Below are 21,972 nucleotides of genomic sequence, written 5' to 3'. Positions count from 1 at the left end.
AAAATTTCCTTGTTATTGAGACTTCCAACGAACGGACTTTAAAAAAAGTCCCAAGGTTTTCTCAGGAACTTCACCCAGCACAGTGACCAAGTGCTCGCCCTGAGTTTCAGACTTCGACATCACTGCACCGTGGCTCATGGGCACTTGCGGCATGGAGTGATTGGCCTGAACTTTTTGAATAAACACCGACAAGGTGGACAAGCCATCCGAATACACGGTTTGATGAATTTGATCGTCTTTGGACTTCACTCGACACACGGTGTCTGCTTTCCTGAAACCAAACGCCAAGTCGGGCAAATCATAGGCCAATTCTTCAGGGCTTAACTTGCGCACCTCGGTGCTGCTTGTCCTCCAGCCAGGGCCGGCTTTGGCCAAAGACGGATTTTCAATCAAGGCCGGCTCAAATGATATTTCCTTGAAACCCACGTTTTCAAGCACTTCACCTTGCGGCGAATAAAGCTCTGAACGCATCAACAGTTTGTTTTCACGATCAACATACAGCCGATATTCGTAACGCAGATCGTCTTTCGGAGTCAACTTCAGCACTCTAACCGCACGGCCAGCCACGCGGCGCCCCGGCATTTCGTCAATGGTGTAAAGCTTTTCCAAAGAATTTGAGCCGTCAGCACCCGCCAGCACTCGGGGAAACGCAATCGAGGTATGGCGTCTCTCGGTGAGAATCATTTTTCGGTCGGGGATCACACATTGAATTTGATCATTGTGCCGAATCCATTTTGCGGGTTGCCCATCCAGGCGCTCTAGAACCTCGAACTCACCACCCGCTGTTGCCTGATGCAACAATTTGCTGGTTTGGGAATGTTTGCCAGACTCGGTAATCAGCAAACCGGAATAACTGAGCGTTTTGGCTTGATCGTGGCTGGCCCACACCAAACTCCAAAGACTTTGCTCAGCTTGCGCGGAAAAAGCCACCGAAGCCATAAAAACGCCGGTTGCAATGTGTTTGGCAAAGTGAAACGGGCGGTACATCTTCATGGTTTCAATGTCATTTAGCGGCTGGATGAAACGTAGTTGAACTCAACGCTGGGGTCCGTGCTGTATGGGGAAGGTTCCCACACATTCATCCATTCACCAGCGCCAGAATTGTTCACGATGATGGTTTCTGTATTGTCCAGCATCGGGCGATCAGCTTCCACCCGGGCAATAGGGGACACACCGGACAACCCGCCTCGAATGCTGTTTTGCTGATGGGCCATGAAATACTCTTGCCAAAGTGCCAGCTCTTGATCCGTAAATGTGTTTTCGACTGCTTGCGTTCGAACCATTTGAACCTGGCTGTCCAGGGGCGGAACTGCCTGGTTCAATGCAAAGCTGAAAAACCCCACCGCAGCCACCGAGGCCAGCAAACGACGCGAACGTCCCGCTGAAAATACACGCTGCAAGGCGGTTTGCCGATCAATTTTGGCAGCCAGTACAGGTGCAACTACAGTGGGTTCTCTTTCAAGGCTGGCGGCAATGCGCCCTACCAAACCCGGGGAGTGAAACGAAATCATCTCGCTGGAACGAATCAAGTCGCCCACCGCACAGTAACCTTGCCAGGCTTCGGCTTCTTCAGCTTCCATGGACTCAAGAAGGCGCTTGAGCTCAAGCTCATCAAGCTCGCCATCCAACATCGCGGAAATTTGTTCGTTTCTGTTCATTTCTACACTCACCGGTTTACCAACGCTTGCTGCCTTTGGGTTCCAACAAAGGTTTGATTTTTGCTGCAATAGATTCTCTAGCGCGGAAGATTCGCGATCGAACCGTGCCAATTGGGCAATCCATTGCTGCAGCAATCTCTTCGTAACTCAGGCCATCAATCTCGCGCATGACAATTGCCGACCGCAACTCCTCAGGCAACGCCGCCATGGCCTCATTGACCGCTTCACCGATCTGCTTGGTTTGGTAGAGCGATTCCGGCGTATCAATGTTACTAAGAGCAGCATTGTCTTCAAAAGTTTCACTGTCCCCGTCATTTGATTCTTTCAGGGTAGAAGGACGCCGCCCTTGAGTCACCAACAAATTCTTGGCCGTATTGATGGCAATGCGGTAGATCCAGGTGTAAAACGCACTGTCCCCACGGAAATTGCCAATGGCCCGGTAGGCTTTGATGAAGGTTTCCTGCACCACGTCCTCAATGTCTTCCTGATTGCGAACCATGCGCGTCAGCAATCGGGCCACTCGCCTGTGGTATTTGTTCACCAACAAGTTGAACGCAAGTTTGTCCCCAGCCTGAACACGCTGAACGATCAGCAAATCATCGTCTTTATCGGAGGACATTCATCCTCCAAAAATAGCTGGAAAGTGAAGGCTTATCCGCATTTTCATGGGATTGCAAGCGGCAGACCAAAACCCGCAACTGCCGAAAAGCAGAAGAGGACGCAGACACAAACAAGGCCCTGGCTTTGAGCAAGGCGGACTGTTGTGGAAACAAGAAGATACCGAAGGGCAAAACCCAGGCGCGATAGAAAGACACCATGTGTTGCTCATGGCCAGCCATTGTTGAGCGAAGCAGAAAAAACCTGGGGTCAAATTTGACGTGCATGCCCGAGTCGCATTCTGAGGTGAATTTGAAAACAAGCTTTTCAGGTTTGCGCGAAACAGATACTACTCGGGCAGCGAATGCGAACTCATTCAACATGCTGCCCGACCGTGTGTTTGACAAGGAGCGCCCCGTTACACCCGTGCAATGGCCAAAGTACCGTTGGTACCGCCAAAGCCAAAGGAGTTAGACAAGGCCAGTTTGATGTTCATCTCACGGGCCGTGTTTGCGCAGTAATCAAGGTCGCAACCTTCACCAGCCTCAATCAGGTTGATGGTAGGTGGCGAAACCTGGTGATGAACAGCCAGGGCCGTGAACACTGCCTCGATACCACCGGCAGCGCCCAAGAGATGACCCGTCATGCTTTTGGTGGAGTTGACCACGGTTTTGTAAGCATGATCGCCCAGTGCGCGTTTCACTGCCATGGTTTCGGCGACATCTCCCAGGGGAGTGGACGTACCATGCGCATTCACATAATTTACATCGTCAGGGTTCATGCCTGCATTGCGCAAAGCAGCTTTCATGCAACGCGCTGCACCGTCGCCATCTGTGCAAGGTGCGGTCATGTGGCTTGCGTCTGCACTCATGCCATAGCCCACCACTTCACCATAAATTTTGGCACCACGCTTCTTGGCATGCTCGTATTCTTCAAGCACCAGAACACCTGCGCCCTCGCCCAATACAAAGCCATCACGGTCTTTGTCCCAGGGGCGGCTTGCCGCTGTGGGGTCATCGTTGCGGGTGGACAAGGCACGCATGGCTGCAAAGCCACCGATACCCAGAGGTGACACAGTTGATTCAGCACCGCCAGCAATCATGACATCCGCATCACCGTACTCAATAATGCGTGCGGCTTCACCAATGGAATGCGTACCCGTGGTACAAGCCGTCACCATGGCAATATTTGGCCCTTTCAAGCCGTACATGATGGACATGTGGCCGGAAATCATGTTGATGATGCTGCCTGGCACGAAAAATGGGGAAATGCGGCGGTAGCCTTTGTTGATCAAATCGGTGTGGGTGTCTTCAATCATCGGCAAACCGCCAATGCCCGAGCCAATGCTCACGCCAATTCGTTCAGAATTTTGTTCGGTCACTTCAAGACCGGAGTCTTTGAATGCCTGAATTCCTGCAGCCAAACCATAATGGATAAAGGTATCCATGCGGGCGGCTTCTTTGCCAGGAATGTACTCTGCCACATCGAAGCCTTTGACTTCGCCGGCAATTTTTGCAGACAAAGCCTCTGTTTCGAACCGGGTAATGGTCGAAATGCCAGATTTGCCTTGGGTCAGGCTTGTCCAAGCCTCGCTCACAGAATTACCCACAGGGCTGATGATGCCCAAACCGGTAATAACAACACGTCTACGGCTCACAAGCCCTCCCTTTATCCAATGTTTGCTTGAACGGACAGGGGCCGAGGAAGCCAAAACTTCCTCCGCACCCCTTCAAGTTCAGCCATTAAGACTTAGAGTTCGTCTTAACGTAGTCAATTGCTTGTTGAACTGTGGTGATCTTTTCAGCTTCTTCGTCAGGAATTTCTGTTTCAAATTCTTCTTCCAAAGCCATGACCAATTCCACTGTGTCCAAGGAATCAGCGCCCAGATCATCTACGAAAGAGGATTCGTTCTTGATTTCCTCTTCTTTTACGCCGAGTTGCTCGGCCACAATCTTTTTAACGCGCTGTTCAATGTTTTCCATTACGGAGCCTCCGTGGGTTTTTAATAAAATCGAGTGAGAATAGCAAAGCGATATGACAGATCATATTCTAAATGCCTTGCCATTAGCCCATCCACATTCCACCATTCACGTGTAATGTGGTTCCAGTTACATACCCCGCCTGGTCGCTGGCCAGGTACAACACTGCCGCAGCAATGTCGCCTACCTGCCCCATACGGCCCAACGGGATTTGTTGCTTCAACTGACCCACCTGAGTTTCATTCAGTGCATCAGTCATGTCAGTTTGGATGAATCCGGGCGCCACACAGTTTACCGTGATATTGCGGCTTCCCAGTTCACGCGCAAGCGCTTTTGTCATTCCAGCCACGCCGGCTTTGGCCGCTGCATAATTGGCCTGCCCGGCGTTTCCACTGGTGCCCACCACTGAGGTGATGTTGATCATGCGACCAGTGCGCGCCTTCATCATGGGTTTCATGGCCAGCTTGGACAATTTGAACACGGCTGACAGGTTGGTGGCGATGACGGCATCCCAATCTTCGTCTTTCATGCGCATGGAAAGCTGGTCACGGGTAATTCCGGCATTATTGACCAAAATTGACAGTGGCCCCAGTTCGTCAGCAATTCTAGAAAACAAGGGCTCCAGGCTTTCGCCGTCGGTCACGTTAAGTGCTGCACCAAAGCCCTTTACACCAGCGGCTTTCAGGCCCTCAGAAATGTCGGCTGCCCCAGCCTCAGACGTGGCTGTGCCCACTACAGTTGCACCCGCCTTGCCCAAAGTAATCGCGATTTCACGGCCAATGCCGCGACTGGCACCAGTTACCAAGGCAACTTTTCCGGTTAAATCAAACATGGTCATTCGACTAATCCCTTTTATTCGGCGCCAAGCGCCGCTTGAATGCTGTCTGGATCAAAAATATTGACCACAGGCACATCACTGATTCGCTTTACCAAACCCGCCAAAACCTTGCCTGGCCCGCATTCCACAAACAGGGTGGTACCTGCCGCAGTCATGGTTTGAATGGTTTCAACCCAGCGAACCGGACCATAAGCCTGGCGCACCAGCGCATCACGAATTCTCGCGGGATCGGATTCTACAGCCACATCAATGTTGTTGTACACCGGCATTGTGGGGGCGTTGAAGTTTGTATTGGCCAAAGCCGCCGCCAATTTAACAGAAGCAGGCTTCATCAAACTGGAATGAAATGGCGCCGACACGGGCAATTCCAAGGCACGCTTGGCACCCAATGCCTTGGCAGCCTCGCAAGCGGCTTTCACACCTTGGGCGCTACCGGCAATTACCACCTGGCTGGGTGCATTGAAATTCACAGCCTCAGCCACCTCGCCGTTTACGCTGGCCTGCTGGCAAGCCTGTTTCACCTGCTCATCGGTCAAACCCAAAATGGCAGCCATGCCGCCTTGGCCCACTGGAACGGCCTCTTGCATGGCTTGGGCACGAATGCGAACCAAGCCCAAACCCTCGGAAAGACTGAACACACCCGCTGCAACCAGTGCGGCATACTCGCCAAGGGAATGCCCCGCAACCAAATTGGGTGCTGCGCCGCCAGCGGCGAGCCAAGCCCGCAAAACCAGCACATCCGCCATCAACATGGCCGGCTGCGTGTTCGCGGTTAAATTGAGTGATTCTGCGGGTCCTTGTTCAATCAATGAAGCAAGGTCTTGTCCCAGCGCCTGCTCAGCTTCGAGGGCGGCCTTGGCATAAAGGCTGGCTGTGGCATTGCTGTTTTTGAATGCATTCAGCATACCCACTGCTTGCGAACCCTGCCCTGGAAAAAGGAAGGCAATTTTTTTTGTCATTTTCGAGGAATTCATCTAATTTGCAATTTGCGCTATTTTACATGCGAACGAGCACGCTGCCCCATGTAAAACCACCCCCGACACCTTGTAACAGCACGTTATCGCCTTTTTTAATCTGTTTTTGCTCAATTGCGTGGTTCAAAGCCAATGGAACCGAGGCTGCCGAGGTGTTACCGTGCATTCCAACGGTGATGACGACCCGCTCTTCGGGCAGCTTCAATTTTTTCGCAACGGAATGCAAAATGCGCACATTGGCTTGGTGTGGCACCAGAAAATCCAGGTCTTCAAGCTTGAAATTCAAACTTTCAAACAATTCCAGCGCATTGCTGCCAAGCACGGACACCGCCTGGCGGAACACTGCCTGCCCATCCATGCGCAAAAAGGGATCACCCACAATTTTTCCGCCATCGATGCGACCCGTTGTGTTCAAAATACACGCCAAGGTGCCGTCGGAGTGTAGTTTGCAGCCCAAAATACCGGGCTCGGCACTGGCCTGAACAAACACGGCACCGGCACCATCGCCAAACAACACACAGGTGGTGCGATCGTTCCAGTCCATCAGGCGGCTAAACACTTCGGAACCTATCACCAGCGCATTGCCAACCTGGCCTGAACGAATCATGGAATCGGCGACAGTCAGCGCATAAACAAAGCCACTGCACACAGCCTGAATGTCAAAGGCCATGGCTTTTTTGGCGCCAATTTCGGCTTGAACTGCGCAAGCAGTCGACGGAAATACCTGATCAGGGGTGGAGGTAGCCAACACGATCAAATCCACTTGATCAGGCAATACGCCCGCCGCCTTCAGGGCTTGCAAAGCGGCCTGGCTGGCCATTTGACAGTTGGTTTCATCGGCTTCGCAAAGGTATCTTTGCTTGATTCCGGTGCGCGTTTCAATCCATTCAGCGCTGGTTTCAACGCCCTTCTCGGCAAGAAACTCAGTCAACTCCTGGTTTGAAACCGCACGCCTTGGCAGGCTTGCGCCGGTGCCAAGGATTGCACTGTATTGAGACATTAAATCACTTGGTCAGGTTTTGCCTCGGCGGGAGTAGCCGCTGCCTCTTGAGTGCTGTCGGACGCGGGTGCGGCCAATGGCACATAGTGCGACATGGTGAGCCTGATGCTGTCCAGCAAATTGCCGTTGGCAGCATCGTAAGCGCGCTTGATCGCATAGAAGAAGGCATAAGCGTCGGCCGAGCCGTGGCTTTTGATCACAATCCCTTTAAGCCCAAGCAATGCTGCTCCGTTGTAACGGCGGTGGTCCACCCTTTTTTTGAATCTAAGCAACACTGGCGCTGCAAATACAGCAGCAACTTTGGGCCACAGGCCTCTCTTGAACTCTGTCTTTATTATGTCGCCCAGCATTTGCGCCAGGCCCTCAGAGGTTTTTAAGGCCACATTGCCCACAAAACCGTCGCACACCACTACGTCGGTGGTGCCTTTGTAAATATCGTTGCCCTCTACGTTGCCATAGAAGTTCAATTCGCTTGCGCGCAGCAATTCAGAGGCCTTTTTGACCACATCATTGCCCTTGATCACTTCTTCACCAATGTTGAGCAAACCCACTGTCGGCTTTTCAATGCCTTCGGTGCCTTTCACGAATGCTGAGCCCATGACCGCAAACTGAAACAGGTGAGCAGGTTCGCAATCCACGTTGGCACCCAGGTCGAGCATCAGCGTGCCCTTGCCTTTCATATTGGGCAATGCCGACGCAATTGCAGGGCGATCAATGCTGTCCAGGGTTTTGAGCACGAAACGTGAAATCGCCATGAGTGCGCCGGTGTTACCGGCACTGACGAACGCAGACGCCAGCCCGTCTTTGACCAGGTTGGCACACACTCGAATTGAGGAGTCTTTCTTGTTGCGCAGAGCCTGCGCTGGAGGCTCATCCATTTCCACCACTTCACTGGCGTGACGAATGGTGATTTGGGGGTGCTCCAACGCCTTTTTCTTGGCCAGTGCCGCCTCAATCTCGGCTTGCTTTCCAACAAGCACGAGTTGAACATCGGGATGCTGCTTGAGAAAGCGCAAACAGGCCGGGACGGTGACCGACAAACCGTGGTCTCCACCCATGCAATCAATCGCTATGCGAACCATCCGTTCTTAGACCTTTTGGTTTTCATGGCAACATGACTGCAGTTGCCTTGTTGATTTGTAAATAATTACTCGTCAGCTTTGGTTTTTACCACTTTCTTGCCACGATACATGCCGTTGGGGCTGATGTGGTGGCGCAGGTGTGTTTCACCAGAAGAGGAGTCAGCGGACAAAGTGGGCGCTGTCAGGTTCTGGTGTGAGCGGTGCATGCCACGCTTCGAAGGTGATTTTTTGTTCTGTTGAACGGCCATTTTAAAGCTCCATGTATAAAAGTGTTACTTCTTGCTTCCCTTGAGCAAATCGCCCAGGTTGGCAAAAGGACGCTGTACTTCCTGTGTTGGGCCATCAGCAGTGTCATCCTGATGGTCGTCAGTATCTTCTAGGTTGGCACCCTCTTCTTGCCAGCTGCGTCCGGCTACCTCAGCGCAGGCGTCATGCTTGGGAAACATTGGGCAAGCCAACAAAATTTCATCTTCCAGCCAGTCTCGCAAGTTTATCGCACCCGGGCAGGCAACCACGTCTGTATCCTCGTCGAGCGTGTCTTCGTCGTAGTTGTCAGCTTGCGCCTCGGAGGTCATTAAAATCAAATGACGATCAAAGTCGATGGCGTGCTGCACACCTGAACCACACACTACACAAGAAAGCTCTGCGGTAAACCGGCCTTTAAACCGGATAACACTTTCAGACTTGGCATTGATTCGCCCGGACACTTCCCAATTTTCGACATGGCTGACCAGAATATTCTCGTCGTTGACAAGCCTGGGGAAGTCAAACTTTACGTTTTCACTGCGAATGCTTTCGCCCAAGCGAGAAAACGACCATGCGTCGAATTCATCAAACTGTTTTAGTGGGCCTTTTTGGCGCATGCCGATAAGAAAAGCAGGAAACGCGCGATAATACTCTGCCTAACGTAATCTGTCAAAGCCAGCACGCCATTCAAATGACCCGTTCACTGTATCTAGCCTCCAGTTCCAAGTACCGCCGCGAATTGCTGACCCGCCTGCAAATCAACTTCAGGTGCGAATCTCCTCAAATTGACGAATCGCCCGAACCCGATGAAACCCCTCTGGACACCTGCAAGCGACTTGCAAAAGAAAAAGCCATGGCGGTGGCAGCCGAACACCCTACCGCAATTGTTATTGGCTCGGATCAAGTGGCCGATGTGGATGGTGTAGCCATCAGCAAACCAGGTACCCACGACAGGGCCCGTGCGCAACTGCGCAGCATGAGCGGAAAAACAATTGTGTTTCACACGGCGGTGTGTGTGTGCTGCGTAGAAACCTCTCAATCCGTAGAGTTTACTGTACCGACTTCAGTCGAGTTTCGAGAATTGGACGCCGCCGAGATTGAACGCTACCTGATTGCAGAAGAGCCCTATGATTGTGCGGGTTCGGCAAAAAGCGAAGGTCTGGGCATTTCCTTGTTAAAACGCATTGAATCGAGCGATCCGACAGCCTTGATTGGCCTGCCCTTGATCGAAGTGGCGAACGCACTTCGACAATTTGAACTGACCCTGCCTTGACATGCTTTATCTAGTTCCGAGCCCGCTAAGCCAAAAAACGCCGAAAACACCAATATTGGCGGCCGACCTGCCCTTGGTGCAACAATGCAAAACCTGGCTGGTTGAAAATGCCAAACCCGCCAGGGCGGCGCTTGCGCAATTCAACATGCCAGTGCCCATTCGCGAGCTTCAAATACTGGAGATTGCGCAGCTGAACCCTCAGCAACGCCAGGATGTTGTTCAGCGCTGTAAGGCGGGAGAACCGGTTGCAGTGATGAGTGACGCTGGCTGCCCCGGCGTGGCCGACCCTGGCGCAGAAATTGTGGCACTGGCTCACAGGCTGGAATGCCCGGTTCACCCCTTGGTTGGCCCAAGCTCCATTTTGTTGGCTTTGATGGGAAGTGGTCTGAACGGCCAAAACTTTCGCTTTCATGGGTACCCGCCTGTAGAGCCAGGGCAGCGGGATACGTGGATCAAGCAGACTGAACGAGATTCGAAAGCGCAACAATGCACTCAAATCGTGATTGAAACGCCCTTCAGGAATGAGAAGCTGATAGAGGCACTGCTCAAACAACTTTCAGACTCAACATTGCTGTGCATCGGCTGGGATTTAACAGGCGACGAACAGCACATTCAAACCAAAACAGTGGGGCAATGGAAAAAACGAGCACCCACGCCAGGCAAGTTGCCCTGCCTGTTTTTGTGGTTATCCAGCTAAATTATTGAAAACCAAGGCTTTGACGGGCGCCGAACTCAGGAAACACACTGCGAACACCCTGAGCAAACACCACACCCACACGCTGGGCAAAACGCTCGGCCAAGGAATCCTGCTCGGTGTAGTCCAGAATGTCTTCTGTTTTCAGCACATCGCGGGCAACGGTGTCAATTGAGCCCAACTCATCTGCCAAACCCAACTCGACACTTTTTGCGCCAGTCCACACCAGTCCACTGAACAGCTCTGGGTTTTGGGCAAGCTTGTCGCCCCGACCCTGCTTCACGACCTGAATGAACTGCTGGTGAATTTCTTCGGCCATTTGTGTGGCAAATTCGGTTTGATAAGGGTCAGCGTCGCTAAAGGGGTCCAAAAACCCTTTGTTTTCTCCCGCGGTAATCAATCGGCGCTCAACGCCCAACTTTTCCATGGTGCCGGTAAAGCCAAAACCATTCATGACCACACCAATTGAGCCGACCAAGCTGGCCTTGTCCACATAAATTTTGTCTGCAGCTGCAGCCACGTAATAACCACCCGAGGCACATACTTCCTCAACCACCGCATAAACAGGCTTTTCTGGATATTTTGCCCGCAAGCGCTTGATTTCGTCGTTGATCAGGCCTGCCTGAACAGGACTTCCCCCAGGGCTGTTGATGCGAAGGATTACTCCGACAGAAGCCGTACTTTCAAACGCGGATCTAAGGCTGGAGTTGATTCGATCCGCACTGGCCAGGCTGTCGCTGGAAATAACCCCATCAAGATCGACCAAAGCCGCATGCCGGCTGGCCTCAAGGCTTGGGCTGGAGGTAAGCCCCAATACAGAGGCAATCAACACGCCCACATACACCAAACCGATCAGCTTGAAAAAAATACCCCAGCGACGCTTTCTGCGCTGTTCGACCAGTGCCTCAGAGGCCAGTTTCTCAAGCAGCTTGCGTTCCCATTGATTGTTCTCTTCACTCATAGTCAGTCCTCAATACCATCGGCTGGCACTGTAATTAGTTCGGTCGGGGTCCAGTACACTACACCCTCTTTCTCTTCGACATTCAATCGCACCAAGGGGTTGCCGTCGCAAGGCCCACCCAGGCAGCTTCCATCGGTTGCGTCATAACTGGCGCCATGCGTGGCACAAACCACAATTCGCCCGGAATCATCGAGAAACTCCCCGTAATTCCAGTCAAGCTCAACAGGCACATGGGAGCAACGATTCAAAAAACACCTGACGGCATCGTCCACCCGCACGATGAATGCGGTGGTTTCCTCGTTGTTGTACAAGACCCTGAAGCGATAACCTGTGCCACCTTCTTCAAGATCACTGGATTGACATACCTGAATTTGCTGCATAGTGAATTAACGGGCTGAGATGGTTTGAATCAGCCAAGGGGCCAACTCGTTGATTGAACGAAATGACTGCAAGTGCGGCACCTGGTTCAACAGTTTGGGAGGATGCGCCCCCGTTTGAACAGAAAGTGCATGAACACCGGCTGCATTTGCCATATTCAAGTCGTGTGTGGTGTCGCCAATCATCACGACATGGGCAGGGTCGGTGTTGAATTCTTCCATCAACTCCAGAATCATTTGCGGATGCGGCTTGCTGTGGCATTCATCAGCGCAGCGAGAACTCATGAAATAGCGGGCTGTGTCTGAATTTGCCATGGCACGATTCAGGCCCTGCCTGCTTTTGCCGGTGGCCACCGTACAAATTACACCCATTTCATTCAGCTCTTTCAGCAGCGGTACCGCGCCAGTGAACAACTCCAACTCGTGATCTTTGCTCAGGTAATGCTTGCGGTAGCTTTCAACCAGCAAGCCGATTTGGGCTTCGCTGGCCCCGGGGGCCGCATGGCGCAAGGCGTCACTTAAACCAAGGCCTATTACATAGGAGGCTATTTCTTCACCTGGGTCGGGCAAACCTGCATCAAGACAGGCGCGTTGAATGGATCGGGTGATTGCACCGGTTGAGTCGAGTATGGTGCCATCCCAGTCAAACACCGCCATTTTGTAGGTCATCTGCGTTGTACTGCCTGTAACGATTTTAAAAAACTGTCCAATTCGGGGGCCAAGGGCGCCTCCAGTACTATAGTTTCATTTGTGGCTGGATGAAGCAGTTGCAGGCGCGCTGCGTGCAAAAACATGCGTTTCAAGCCTTGCCTGGCGAGTTGTTTGTTCATCTCGAAATTGCCATAGCGATCATCACCTGCAATCGGGAACTTGCTGGCACTGGTGTGCACCCTGATTTGATGCGTTCGACCAGTCAAAATTTGAGCCTGAATTAAAGTAAAGTTTGAATAATTTGATTTATAGCTTTGAATTACATTGAACTTTGTACAGGCTTTGTCACCCGCTTCATCCACAAAAACCCTTGCCTCTTTCTCGCCCGCCTGTGTTTTCAACAGGGGAAGGTCAACTTGCCTGAGTGTTTCAGGCCAGTGCCCTAGCACCAGGGTTTTGTAATACTTCTTCCAGGATCTGGCTCTAAGTTGTTCCTGTAACTTTCTAAGAGCACTGCGTTTTTTTGAAATGATCAAGATTCCAGAGGTTTCACGATCAATGCGATGAACCAGCTCCAAATCCTGGTGGGTTTCAGCCCGAAGTGCCCGAATACATTCAATTAAACCAAAATTATTGCCCGAGCCACCATGAACTGCCATACCAGACGGCTTGTTGACCACCAACATATGCTCGTCTTCAAACAACACAGGAATATCGGCTGCCGCCTTGAGCAACTGTGTTTTATTGAAAGTATTACTTGAGGAAATGGATTCAAGACTTTGTTTTTCAATAATTTGAATGGGAGGAACACGCACTACATCACCAACACATAGCTTGGTTTTTGCTTCTGCGCGCTTGCGGTTGATTCGAACCTCTCCGGAGCGAATGATGCGAAATACATGGCTTTTGGGCACACCTTTGCACACACTGCACAAAAAGTTGTCCAAGCGCTGGTCTTGATGTTTTTCGTCAATTTCGAGCAAAACAGCCCTGTCGGGATTGGGTTTTTCCTGTGTTTTCAATTCTTTGTTTTACCAATTGGGCGGGTTCAGCATATAATCGAATTATCGCTTGGGAAGCGTCCGAAATCATTTCTGGATACGCCCCACCGCGATTTTATTTAGTGGGTGTGCCGCCTACCCTGGATGGTGGCAATGATGGCTGAAAAAGAGGCGCGCGGCTGAATGCCCGCCTTAAGCTGGAAACAAAGAATTTTTACGCACCAGCGCGCACAAGAAGCGCTGGGTACTAACAAAAACGACGCAGGCCCACCTTACGCAGGTGAAATTTGAACCAATATTTATTATTAAATATCAATGCCTTAGTATGATCGCCGCTCTTGGTTAAAGCCGAGCGGCGCTTTGTTGTATTCGTTTTTGTATCTCTTTGTTCCTTCCGCTTTTTCAGCATCTCTTTTCGCACTGCGGTGCCATTGGAGTGTGCATGAAGCGCATGTTATTTAACGCAACTCATTCAGAAGAGTTGCGGGTTGCGATTGTCGACGGCCAGAAACTCATCGACATTGACATTGAAACAGCTGGCCGTGAACAACGGAAAAGCAATATTTACAAAGGTGTTATTACCCGCGTAGAACCCAGTCTTGAAGCCTGTTTTGTCAATTACGGCGAAGACCGTCACGGTTTTTTGCCATTCAAGGAAATTTCCCGTCAATACTTCAAAGAAGGCGTAGAAGCTGGCAAGGCCCGCATTCAAGACGTCGTCAAGGAAGGCCAGGAACTGTTCGTTCAAGTTGAAAAGGAAGAACGTGGCAACAAGGGCGCAGCCCTGACCACCTTCATTTCACTGGCAGGCCGTTATTTGGTGCTGATGCCCAACAACCCGCGTGGTGGTGGTGTTTCTCGCCGCATTGAGGGCGAAGAGCGCCAGGAATTGCGAGAAGCGCTCGACAAACTTGAATACCCCAAGGGCATGAGCATTATTGCCCGCACCGCAGGTATTGGGCGCTCGGTTGAAGAACTGCAGTGGGACCTGAACTACCTGTTACAACTTTGGACCGCGATCGACGGCGCAGGCAAATCAGCCAACGGTGCCTTCCTGATTTACCAGGAAAGCAGCCTGGTAATCCGAGCCATTCGTGATTATTTCAGCCCGGATATCGGCGAAGTGCTGATCGACACCGATGAAATTTACGATCAAGCCAAGCAGTTCATGCAGCATGTGATGCCTGACATGATGAATTTGGTGAAACGTTACCGCGACGATATCCCGTTGTTCAGTCGCTTCCAGATTGAACACCAAATTGAGACGGCCTACAGCCGTATGGTCCCCCTGCCCTCAGGCGGTGCCATCGTGATCGACCACACCGAAGCCTTGGTGTCAATCGACGTGAACTCGGCCCGTTCTACACGTGGTACTGACATTGAAGACACCGCACTGCGCACCAACCTGGAGGCTGCTGAAGAAGTAGCCCGTCAGTTGCGACTGCGCGACCTTGGCGGCTTGATCGTGATCGATTTTATCGACATGGAAAAAGCCGGCAACCAGAAAGAAGTGGAAAACCGGGTTAAAGACAGCCTGCATTTTGACCGTGCACGCGTGCAAATGGGCAAGATCAGCCGTTTCGGCCTGATGGAACTTAGCCGCCAGCGCATCCGCCCTGCCCTGAATGAAGGCTCGCACACCACCTGCCCGCGCTGCAATGGCACTGGTGTGATTCGCGACACCGAAAGCACGGCCCTGCATGTGTTGCGTATTTTGCAAGAAGAAGCCATGAAGGAAGGCACCGCCAGCGTGCATGTGCAGGTACCCGTCGATGTGGCGACATTCCTTCTGAACGAAAAACGTTCAGAGATTTACAAGCTTGAAGCGCGCCTGAAAGTAAACGTGCTGCTGATTCCAAACAAACATTTGGAAACGCCACACTATGAAATCACGCGCCTGCGTCATGACGATGAACGCCTCGAGGACCCACGCCAGAGTTTTGAACTGGCAACGTCCAAGGAAGAGCCCAACTACTACGAGAAGAAAGTTGAAGGCGAAGCTGTTAAACGTCAGGAAGCGGTGATCAAAGGTGTTATTCCCACCCAACCCGCACCACCCCACCAGGAACGCAAGCCCAAGACCGAATTGGCAGTTGCCGCTGCCGCGCCTGTAGGCCCTTCATTGATTCAGCGAATTATTGGCTGGTTCAAGCGAGACGCTACAGCAGAAGCACCAGCAGTGGTCATCGAACAAAAGCCCAATGATCGTGGTGGCCGTGGACAGCATCGTTCACAAGGTGACCGCAACGATCAGCGCAATGGTCGCGGTGGAAGAAATCGCCGACGTGGTGGCCGTGGCCGAGATGATGAGGCTACAGGCACATCAACTGGCGACGAAGTGAAAGCCGCTGATGCGCAGCAAACACGCTCTGGTCAACAGAACCGTGGTGGCCGGGGCAAACCACGTGATGAGCGTGCAGCAGGTGCAGAGGTGCTGGAAGTAAAACCGTTGGCCGCTGTGGAAGCTGTGGCTGGCGATGCATCTGAATCCTCTGCCGAGCAAAATGAACGTACCGGTGGTCGCCGCCGCCGTCGTCGTGGTCGAGGTGGCCGAGGCGCAGGCGAAGGTGAAACAGCAGCAGCTGTAGACCAGGCCGCCATGCAGTCGGAAGATACTTTCCAGGCCGCTGATGCAGCAGATGACGAGGACTTGGCCAACAAGATTGCAGAAACCATGTCTTATGGTAACGATGAGGAACTGAGTGGTGATGAGCCACGCCGCCGTCGCCGCCGCCGTGGTCGTGGTGGCAACCGTGATGGGGCAGCCCGTGACAATGCTGGCACTGAGCAGTCTTCAGAAACCTCTGAACAAGTTTCTGAAGAGACAGCAGAGCAAACCATTGCAGCAACCGGCATGAATGTTTCTGAAATGGGTTTACCTGCAGAACCAACACAAATGGGCTCTACGGAGAACAATCCCGATGAGTCCAGTGTTTTGGGTGCGGAAGTACAAGCTGTTCAATCAGTGATCGCTGCGGTGGCCCAACCTCAGGAAGAAACAAAGTCTGAAAACATGGAACAAGAGACTGTGGCCGAAACCGAGCAGGTTCAAGCCGCGGTTGATAGCCCAGCCTCAGCCCAAGTTGAAGCCGCAGTGGATACAGCGCCTTTGTCAGGCGTCGAGCCCGCAGCTCAACCCGAAGCTGAACCAGCAGCCAAACCAGCAGTTGTCAAACCAACTGCAAAGCTGGACAAGGCTGAACTGGAACAGATGTTGAGCAATGCTGGCATGCTGTGGGTTGAAACAGACCATGAAAAATGGTCTGTGGTTCAGTCCAACCTGGCCGCAGCGCCCAAACCTGTGCGTGTTCCCCGTGAACGCAAACCAGTGGTTCAAATTGCTGCAGAGAATCTGGTTCTGGTTGAAACAAAACCTGAATTCAGAAGCGGTTCAAACTAAAGTAGTTTGTAGGCGAACATAAAAAAACCCACTCATTGCTGAGTGGGTTTTTTTCATCAAGCTTCAGGCTGATTCCCTTAACTGTTTACTGGGCCATTACCTGAGATCCCATGGCCGTTGCACCTTCTTTGGAGCGCACTGGCGACACTTTGCCAGACTTGATGTCTTCATACCAGGCATCGTGGTGAGCTTTGGCCCATGTTTCATCCACATAACCGTCACGCATGGCTTCCAGCGCACCTTCCATACCAATGGAACCGATATAGATGTGCCCCATGGACATGATGATAAACAGCAGCGCAGCGCTGGCGTGGATCACATGTGATTGTTGCATCAACAGACGTTCCTGGTCGAAGTTGGGGAAGTTGAGAATAAGGCCGGTTGCGGAAACCACAATGCCAAGCACCGTGACACCACCCCAGAACCAGATTTTCTCGCCCATGTTGAACCGACCCGCTGGTGCATGCCCGAGCAAACCCCCACCTTTTTTCAGCCACTCAATGTCGTTCTTCTCAGGCATGTTGTCTTTCACATACATGATGAAGAACACAATGACGCTGACTGCAAAAAGCGGCCCCACAAAGTTGTGGATGACAATGCTGATCGAAGCAAGCCATGAATTGAGTGTCAGTCCCATCCACGGTGCCAGCACGTACTTGCCGAACATCAGCAGCAAGCCGGTGAGTGCCAGGGCCACAAAGCTGAAAGCCATGGTCCAGTGAGCAACGCGCTCAGCTGAGGTAAAACGCTCAATCAACTTGCCGGTGCGTGGTTCAGGCAACTTCACAGGGCCTTTTACCAAATGGGCACCCACAATCAACAGGAAAATTACTGCAACAGCCCAGCCGCCGTAGTAAGAAATCCAGTCATTGCGAATTTGACGCCATGTTTCACCGCTTTTGTTGATCAAAACGCCCGTTTCCCGTCCCTTGGTTACGGTGGTGAATGACTCACCAGACGCAACACCAGACCAGACCGGTTCGTTATTCAAGGGCTGCGTTTGCTGCTTCAGAACTTGCGCTTGCGAGCGTTCGGTTGCATCTTGCGCCATGGCCCCCATTGACCAAAGTGAGCATACGGCGAAAACCAGGGCAATAAACAAGGCCAACATCGCCTTGCTCGTGCCTGGCTGCGCCGCAGCCCGAATGGTTGAATGTGTCATGATCGACTCTCCTTATTGGGCCTTTGCCGAATCGCCAGTACGAACGTATTCGTTCTGCGCTTTGGCTCGGACATTCAGGGTATCTTCCCAGCTTTGCTTGTCACCCGCCTTGAAACCACCAGCGGTGTATTGACCGCCGCCAGTTTCATACGCTGGGGTGTCGGCCTTGCCTGCATACCCCTTGCCGTTGTTGGCGTCTTCCAGGGGTGAACAAGCAGTGGTCAAAACCAGGCCTGCAAAGGCCCCGGAAAGAATCAACTTGCTGCGAAGCGCCATATTATGCGCCCTCCTTGGCAGGTTGACCGTAGGCTGAACTCCAGCCCCACACTTCAGCGCCCTTGCCACGAACAACCACACGATTGCGGAAGATGTCGGAGACCACGTCGCCGTCACCTGCCAACAAGGCCTTGGTTGAACACATTTCGGCGCACAGTGGCAGCTTGCCTTCGGCCAAACGGTTGCGACCATACTTCTCGAACTCGGCTTCGGACGCATCTTCCTCTGGACCACCAGCACAGAATGTGCATTTGTCCATTTTGCCGCGCTGGCCGAATGCACCTTCCTGTGGGAATTGTGGTGCACCGAAAGGACAGGCGTAGAAGCAATAACCGCAACCAATGCACAGATCCTTGTCATGCAACACAACACCTTCATCGGTTTTGTAGAAGCAATTCACAGGGCAAACGGCCTGGCAAGGCGCGTCTGAACAGTGCATACAGGCTACGGAGATTGAACGCTCTCCGGGTTCGCCGTCGTTGATGGTTACCACGCGGCGGCGGTTAATGCCCCACTCTACCTCGTGCTCGTTTTTACATGCGGTGACGCAGCCATTGCACTCAATGCAACGCTCGGCATCACACAGAAACTTCATTCGTGCCATTTTGTTATCTCCTTTGCATTAGTGCTTAAACCAGCTTTTCGATCTGGCAAACGGTGGTCTTCGTTTCCTGCATCATGGTCACCACGTCATAACCGTAGGTTGTCGCGGTGTTTACCGCCTCGCCTCGTACAACGGGTGCCGCGCCCTCTGGGTAGTACTGGAGAAGGTCTTTGCCCTCCCAATGCCCAGAGAAGTGGAATGGCAGGAATACGGTGTCTTCGCCCACACGGCGTGTGACCAAGGCTTGCACCTGGATCTTCGCACCAGTTGGTGTCATGACCCGAACCTGATCGCCATGCTTGATGCCACGGTCGTTCGCTGCCTTGGGGTGAAGTTCAACAAACATGTTTTGTTGAAGTTCAGCAAGCCATGGGTTGGAGCGAGTTTCCTCACCACCACCTTCGTATTCCACCAAACGGCCTGAAGTCATGATCAAGGGGAAAGACTTGCCGATGTCGGCATTCTTCTCTTGAATTGACTTGTACAGCGTCGGCAAGCGCCAGAATGCGGCTTTGTCATCGTGTGTTGGATATTTGGCTACCAAATCAGGCTTGGTGGAGTAAATTGGCTCGCGGTGCTTGGGCACTGGATCCGGGAAATTCCACACCACGGCACGCGCTTTGGCGTTACCGAATGGGTGGCATCCGTGCTTCATCGCCACACGCTGAATACCGCCCGAAAGGTCGGTTTTCCAGTTCTTGCCTTCGGCTTCGGCCTTCTCGGCCTCAGTCAGGTCGTCCCACCAGCCCAACTGCTTGAGCATATCAGCTGTGAATTCGGGGTGACCTGTCGTAATTTCAGCGCCCACTGGGTGTGAACCAGCCTCGGCCAACAAGTTGACACCGTCTTTCTCAACGCCAAAGTTGGCGCGGAAGTTACCACCGCCGTCCATGACCGATTTTTCTGTGGAGTACAGGTTCGGTGAACCTGGGTGCTTGATATCCGCGGTGCCGTAGCAAGGCCATGGCAAACCGAAGTAATCGCCATCGCAAGGGCCACCCTCAGCCTTCAATGTGCGAACGTTGAAGGTGTGCATATTCTTCATGTGCAACTTCAAACGCTCAGGGCTTTGACCGGTGTAGCCAATGGTCCAGGTGCCCTTGTTGATTTCCTTCAAGACGGATTCCATTTCAGGTTCCATCATGCCGCCCTTGCCTTTCACCAGCGTATGTGAACGGCTGAACTCATCTGCAAAGCCCAACTTTTCGGCCAGTTGGTACATGATCATGTGGTCGGTGCGGCTATCGAACATGGGTTCAATTACCTTTTCACGCCACTGCAGTGAACGATTCGAGGCGGTACAGGAGCCAGAGCACTCAAATTGAGTTGCCGCAGGCAACAAGTACACTTCACGGTTTGGATTCAAACCGGCAGGGTCACCCGGCATGGCTGCCATAGAGGCAGTTGCAGATGGATAAGGATCGATCACCACGAGCAAGTCGAGCTTGTCCATGGCTTTTTTCATGTCCAAACCACGGGTTTGTGAGTTTGGCGCATGGCCCCAGAAGAACAAACCACGGAGGTTGCCGGATTTCTGATCAATCAACTCAGGGTTTTCAAGTACACCGTCTACCCAACGTGACACAGTCATACCGGCTTTGGTCGACATGCCCTCGGCGTAGCGGCTCTTGATCCACTCGTAATCTACACCCCAAACGCGGCACCAGTGCTTCCAGGAGCCTTCTGCAACGCCGTAATAGCCGGGCAGCGAGTCTGGGTTTGGACCCACGTCGGTCGCGCCCTGTACGTTGTCGTGTCCGCGGAAAATGTTGGCACCGCCGCCGGAAACGCCAATGTTGCCCAACGCCAGTTGCAAAATGCAAGAGGCGCGAACCATGGCGTTACCAATCGTATGTTGGGTTTGACCCATACACCACACGATCGTGCTTGGACGATTTTTGGCGAACATTTCGGCCACTTTGTACATTTGGGCCTCGCCCACACCGCAGGCCTCTTCCACCTTGTCAGGTGTCCAGTTGGCTAGTACTTCAGCCTTGATCTGGTCCATGCCGTAGACACGGTCATTGATGTACTTCTTGTCTTCCCAGCCGTTTTTGAAGATGTGGTGCAACAAGCCGAACAGGAAAGGAATGTCTGAACCTGAACGAATACGCACGTATTCGTCAGCACGCGCAGCAGTGCGAGTGAAACGTGGGTCAACCACAATCATCTTCGCGCCAGTTTCTTTGGCATGCAGCATATGCAATACAGACACGGGGTGCGCTTCAGCAGCGTTCGAGCCAATGTACAACGCACACTTGGTGTTTTGCATGTCGTTGTAGGAGTTGGTCATTGCACCATAACCCCAGGTGTTCGCTACGCCAGCCACCGTGGTGGAGTGGCAAATACGCGCCTGGTGATCGGTGTTGTTGGTGCCCCACATGGATACCCACTTGCGCAGCAAGTAGGACTGTTCATTGTTGTGCTTGGATGAACCGATGAAGAACACGGAGTCAGGTCCGTTTTCTTCACGCAAAGCCAACATTCTCTTGGTGATGCCATCAAGGGCCTCATCCCATGAAATTTTCTGGTATTTGCCGTCGACCAGTTTCATGGGGTATTTCAGGCGGTATTCGCCATGGCCGTGTTCACGCAACGCCGCACCTTTGGCACAGTGTGCGCCCAAGTTGATCGGGCTATCAAACACTGGGTTTTGACGAACCCAAACGCCGTTTTGAACAACCGCATCAGTGGCGCAACCCACTGAACAATGCGTGCAAATGGTTCGCTTGATCTCGATTGGGCCGCCAGCTGTACCGCCCTCTGCAGCCGCTTCAGCCTTGCGCACCATGCCAAACGGCAAGCTGCCTGCAACGGCACCCGCACCCACGCCGATACCGGAGCGCTTCAAGAAAGCGCGGCGGTCCATGGTGGCGCCCAAGCGTGACCCAATTTTATTGAGCAAGCTGTGGTTGTGATTGGGAATCACTTTGGCCACTGTTTTGTCGTCTCTTCTCTTTAACATCCTGGTCTCCTTGAATTACACCAGCAAGGTTCTGTAATAGGTTTTCACATGCTCAGAGAGCTGATAACCCTTCGATTTTTTCTCAGTGCCTGTGGCAGCAGCCTGCTCGGCCATTTCGGGTTGTTTGCTAACCACCAATGCAGCACCGGCAGCAGCGACACCCGCACCAGCACCTACCAGAAACTGGCGTCTTGCTAGCTTGGGTTTGTCTTGATTTATCATTTTCTTGGTCAT

The 21,972-nt window shown here is 52.5% G+C and carries 23 protein-coding genes; 3 read left to right on the top strand and 20 right to left on the bottom strand.

What is annotated here, in order from left to right:
- Positions 1-12: 12 nt before the first annotated feature.
- The 11 genes from FCS97_RS11620 to FCS97_RS11570 form a co-directional block, all read right to left on the bottom strand.
- Positions 13-993: a MucB/RseB C-terminal domain-containing protein gene (locus FCS97_RS11620; RefSeq protein WP_138518578.1), complete on the bottom strand. Its 981-nt coding sequence runs from the start codon at positions 991-993 to the stop codon at positions 13-15.
- A gap of 14 nt (positions 994-1,007) precedes the next feature.
- Complete coding sequence (locus FCS97_RS11615; protein ID WP_138518577.1) at positions 1,008-1,658, bottom strand: sigma-E factor negative regulatory protein; 651 nt, start codon at positions 1,656-1,658, stop codon at positions 1,008-1,010.
- 16 nt (positions 1,659-1,674) lie between these two features.
- Positions 1,675-2,277 (bottom strand): RNA polymerase sigma factor RpoE, encoded by a 603-nt coding sequence (rpoE, locus tag FCS97_RS11610; protein ID WP_008249133.1) that lies wholly within the window; start codon positions 2,275-2,277, stop codon positions 1,675-1,677.
- A gap of 396 nt (positions 2,278-2,673) precedes the next feature.
- Entirely contained in the window at positions 2,674-3,912 is a 1,239-nt protein-coding gene (fabF, locus tag FCS97_RS11605; protein ID WP_138518576.1) for a beta-ketoacyl-ACP synthase II, read from the bottom strand.
- 85 nt (positions 3,913-3,997) lie between these two features.
- A complete protein-coding gene (acpP, locus tag FCS97_RS11600; protein WP_008249131.1) occupies positions 3,998-4,237 on the bottom strand; it encodes an acyl carrier protein in 240 nt (79 codons plus the stop codon).
- 82 nt (positions 4,238-4,319) lie between these two features.
- Positions 4,320-5,072: a 3-oxoacyl-ACP reductase FabG gene (gene fabG, locus FCS97_RS11595; RefSeq protein ID WP_138518575.1), complete on the bottom strand. Its 753-nt coding sequence runs from the start codon at positions 5,070-5,072 to the stop codon at positions 4,320-4,322.
- A 14-nt stretch (positions 5,073-5,086) separates the two neighbouring features.
- Positions 5,087-6,031 (bottom strand): ACP S-malonyltransferase, encoded by a 945-nt coding sequence (gene fabD, locus FCS97_RS11590; protein WP_138518574.1) that lies wholly within the window; start codon positions 6,029-6,031, stop codon positions 5,087-5,089.
- A 37-nt stretch (positions 6,032-6,068) separates the two neighbouring features.
- Positions 6,069-7,046, bottom strand: coding sequence for a beta-ketoacyl-ACP synthase III (locus FCS97_RS11585; RefSeq protein ID WP_138518573.1), 978 nt, complete (start codon positions 7,044-7,046; stop codon positions 6,069-6,071).
- The gene (plsX, locus tag FCS97_RS11580; RefSeq protein ID WP_138518572.1) at positions 7,046-8,128 is read right to left on the bottom strand and encodes a phosphate acyltransferase PlsX; all 1,083 of its coding nucleotides are present in this window, start codon (positions 8,126-8,128) and stop codon (positions 7,046-7,048) included. The genes FCS97_RS11585 and plsX overlap by 1 nt, the downstream gene beginning before the upstream one ends.
- A gap of 65 nt (positions 8,129-8,193) precedes the next feature.
- On the bottom strand, positions 8,194-8,376 hold the full coding sequence (gene rpmF, locus FCS97_RS11575; RefSeq protein WP_008249122.1) for a 50S ribosomal protein L32: 183 nt from the start codon (positions 8,374-8,376) through the stop codon (positions 8,194-8,196).
- 24 nt (positions 8,377-8,400) lie between these two features.
- Positions 8,401-8,991 carry a YceD family protein gene (locus tag FCS97_RS11570; RefSeq protein ID WP_138518571.1) on the bottom strand — a complete coding sequence of 197 codons (591 nt, stop codon included), beginning with the start codon at positions 8,989-8,991 and terminating at the stop codon, positions 8,401-8,403.
- 74 nt (positions 8,992-9,065) lie between these two features.
- Here FCS97_RS11570 and FCS97_RS11565 point away from each other — a divergent pair, with 74 nt between their 5' ends.
- Both FCS97_RS11565 and FCS97_RS11560 read left to right on the top strand, forming a co-directional pair.
- Complete coding sequence (locus tag FCS97_RS11565) at positions 9,066-9,647, top strand: Maf family protein (RefSeq protein ID WP_138518570.1); 582 nt, start codon at positions 9,066-9,068, stop codon at positions 9,645-9,647.
- Between the two features lies 1 nt (position 9,648).
- Positions 9,649-10,344, top strand: coding sequence for an SAM-dependent methyltransferase (locus tag FCS97_RS11560; protein WP_138518569.1), 696 nt, complete (start codon positions 9,649-9,651; stop codon positions 10,342-10,344).
- A 1-nt stretch (position 10,345) separates the two neighbouring features.
- Here FCS97_RS11560 and FCS97_RS11555 read toward each other — a convergent pair whose 3' ends face one another.
- From FCS97_RS11555 to FCS97_RS11540, 4 genes are read right to left on the bottom strand one after another with little or no spacing between them, the layout of a single operon-like run.
- Positions 10,346-11,302: a S49 family peptidase gene (locus tag FCS97_RS11555; protein ID WP_138518568.1), complete on the bottom strand. Its 957-nt coding sequence runs from the start codon at positions 11,300-11,302 to the stop codon at positions 10,346-10,348.
- A 2-nt stretch (positions 11,303-11,304) separates the two neighbouring features.
- Positions 11,305-11,682 carry a Rieske (2Fe-2S) protein gene (locus tag FCS97_RS11550; RefSeq protein ID WP_138518567.1) on the bottom strand — a complete coding sequence of 126 codons (378 nt, stop codon included), beginning with the start codon at positions 11,680-11,682 and terminating at the stop codon, positions 11,305-11,307.
- Positions 11,683-11,688: 6 nt separating this feature from the next.
- The gene (locus tag FCS97_RS11545; RefSeq protein ID WP_138518566.1) at positions 11,689-12,348 is read right to left on the bottom strand and encodes an HAD-IIIA family hydrolase; all 660 of its coding nucleotides are present in this window, start codon (positions 12,346-12,348) and stop codon (positions 11,689-11,691) included.
- The gene (locus FCS97_RS11540) at positions 12,345-13,352 is read right to left on the bottom strand and encodes an RluA family pseudouridine synthase (protein ID WP_138518565.1); all 1,008 of its coding nucleotides are present in this window, start codon (positions 13,350-13,352) and stop codon (positions 12,345-12,347) included. Before FCS97_RS11540 ends, FCS97_RS11545 begins: the two co-directional genes overlap by 4 nt.
- Before the next feature lie 421 nt (positions 13,353-13,773).
- Here FCS97_RS11540 and FCS97_RS11535 point away from each other — a divergent pair, with 421 nt between their 5' ends.
- Positions 13,774-16,731 carry an Rne/Rng family ribonuclease gene (locus FCS97_RS11535; RefSeq protein WP_138518564.1) on the top strand — a complete coding sequence of 986 codons (2,958 nt, stop codon included), beginning with the start codon at positions 13,774-13,776 and terminating at the stop codon, positions 16,729-16,731.
- 85 nt (positions 16,732-16,816) lie between these two features.
- Here FCS97_RS11535 and FCS97_RS11530 read toward each other — a convergent pair whose 3' ends face one another.
- The 5 genes from FCS97_RS11530 to FCS97_RS11510 are packed head-to-tail and all read right to left on the bottom strand — an operon-like array spanning position 16,817 to position 21,972.
- Positions 16,817-17,893 (bottom strand): formate dehydrogenase subunit gamma, encoded by a 1,077-nt coding sequence (locus FCS97_RS11530; RefSeq protein WP_138518563.1) that lies wholly within the window; start codon positions 17,891-17,893, stop codon positions 16,817-16,819.
- A 12-nt stretch (positions 17,894-17,905) separates the two neighbouring features.
- The gene (locus tag FCS97_RS11525) at positions 17,906-18,169 is read right to left on the bottom strand and encodes a hypothetical protein (protein ID WP_138518562.1); all 264 of its coding nucleotides are present in this window, start codon (positions 18,167-18,169) and stop codon (positions 17,906-17,908) included.
- A gap of 1 nt (position 18,170) precedes the next feature.
- Entirely contained in the window at positions 18,171-18,773 is a 603-nt protein-coding gene (gene fdh3B, locus FCS97_RS11520) for a formate dehydrogenase FDH3 subunit beta (protein WP_008249081.1), read from the bottom strand.
- Positions 18,774-18,798: 25 nt separating this feature from the next.
- Positions 18,799-21,738, bottom strand: a complete 2,940-nt coding sequence (locus FCS97_RS11515; protein ID WP_138518561.1) for a molybdopterin-dependent oxidoreductase — start codon at positions 21,736-21,738, stop codon at positions 18,799-18,801.
- Positions 21,739-21,753: 15 nt separating this feature from the next.
- Positions 21,754-21,972: a twin-arginine translocation signal domain-containing protein gene (locus tag FCS97_RS11510; RefSeq protein WP_246066293.1), complete on the bottom strand. Its 219-nt coding sequence runs from the start codon at positions 21,970-21,972 to the stop codon at positions 21,754-21,756.

This window comes from Limnobacter alexandrii (genome assembly GCF_005871185.1).
Classification (GTDB): Bacteria; Pseudomonadota; Gammaproteobacteria; order Burkholderiales; family Burkholderiaceae_B; genus Limnobacter; species Limnobacter alexandrii.
This window is presented reverse-complemented; position numbering and strand designations above follow the sequence as displayed.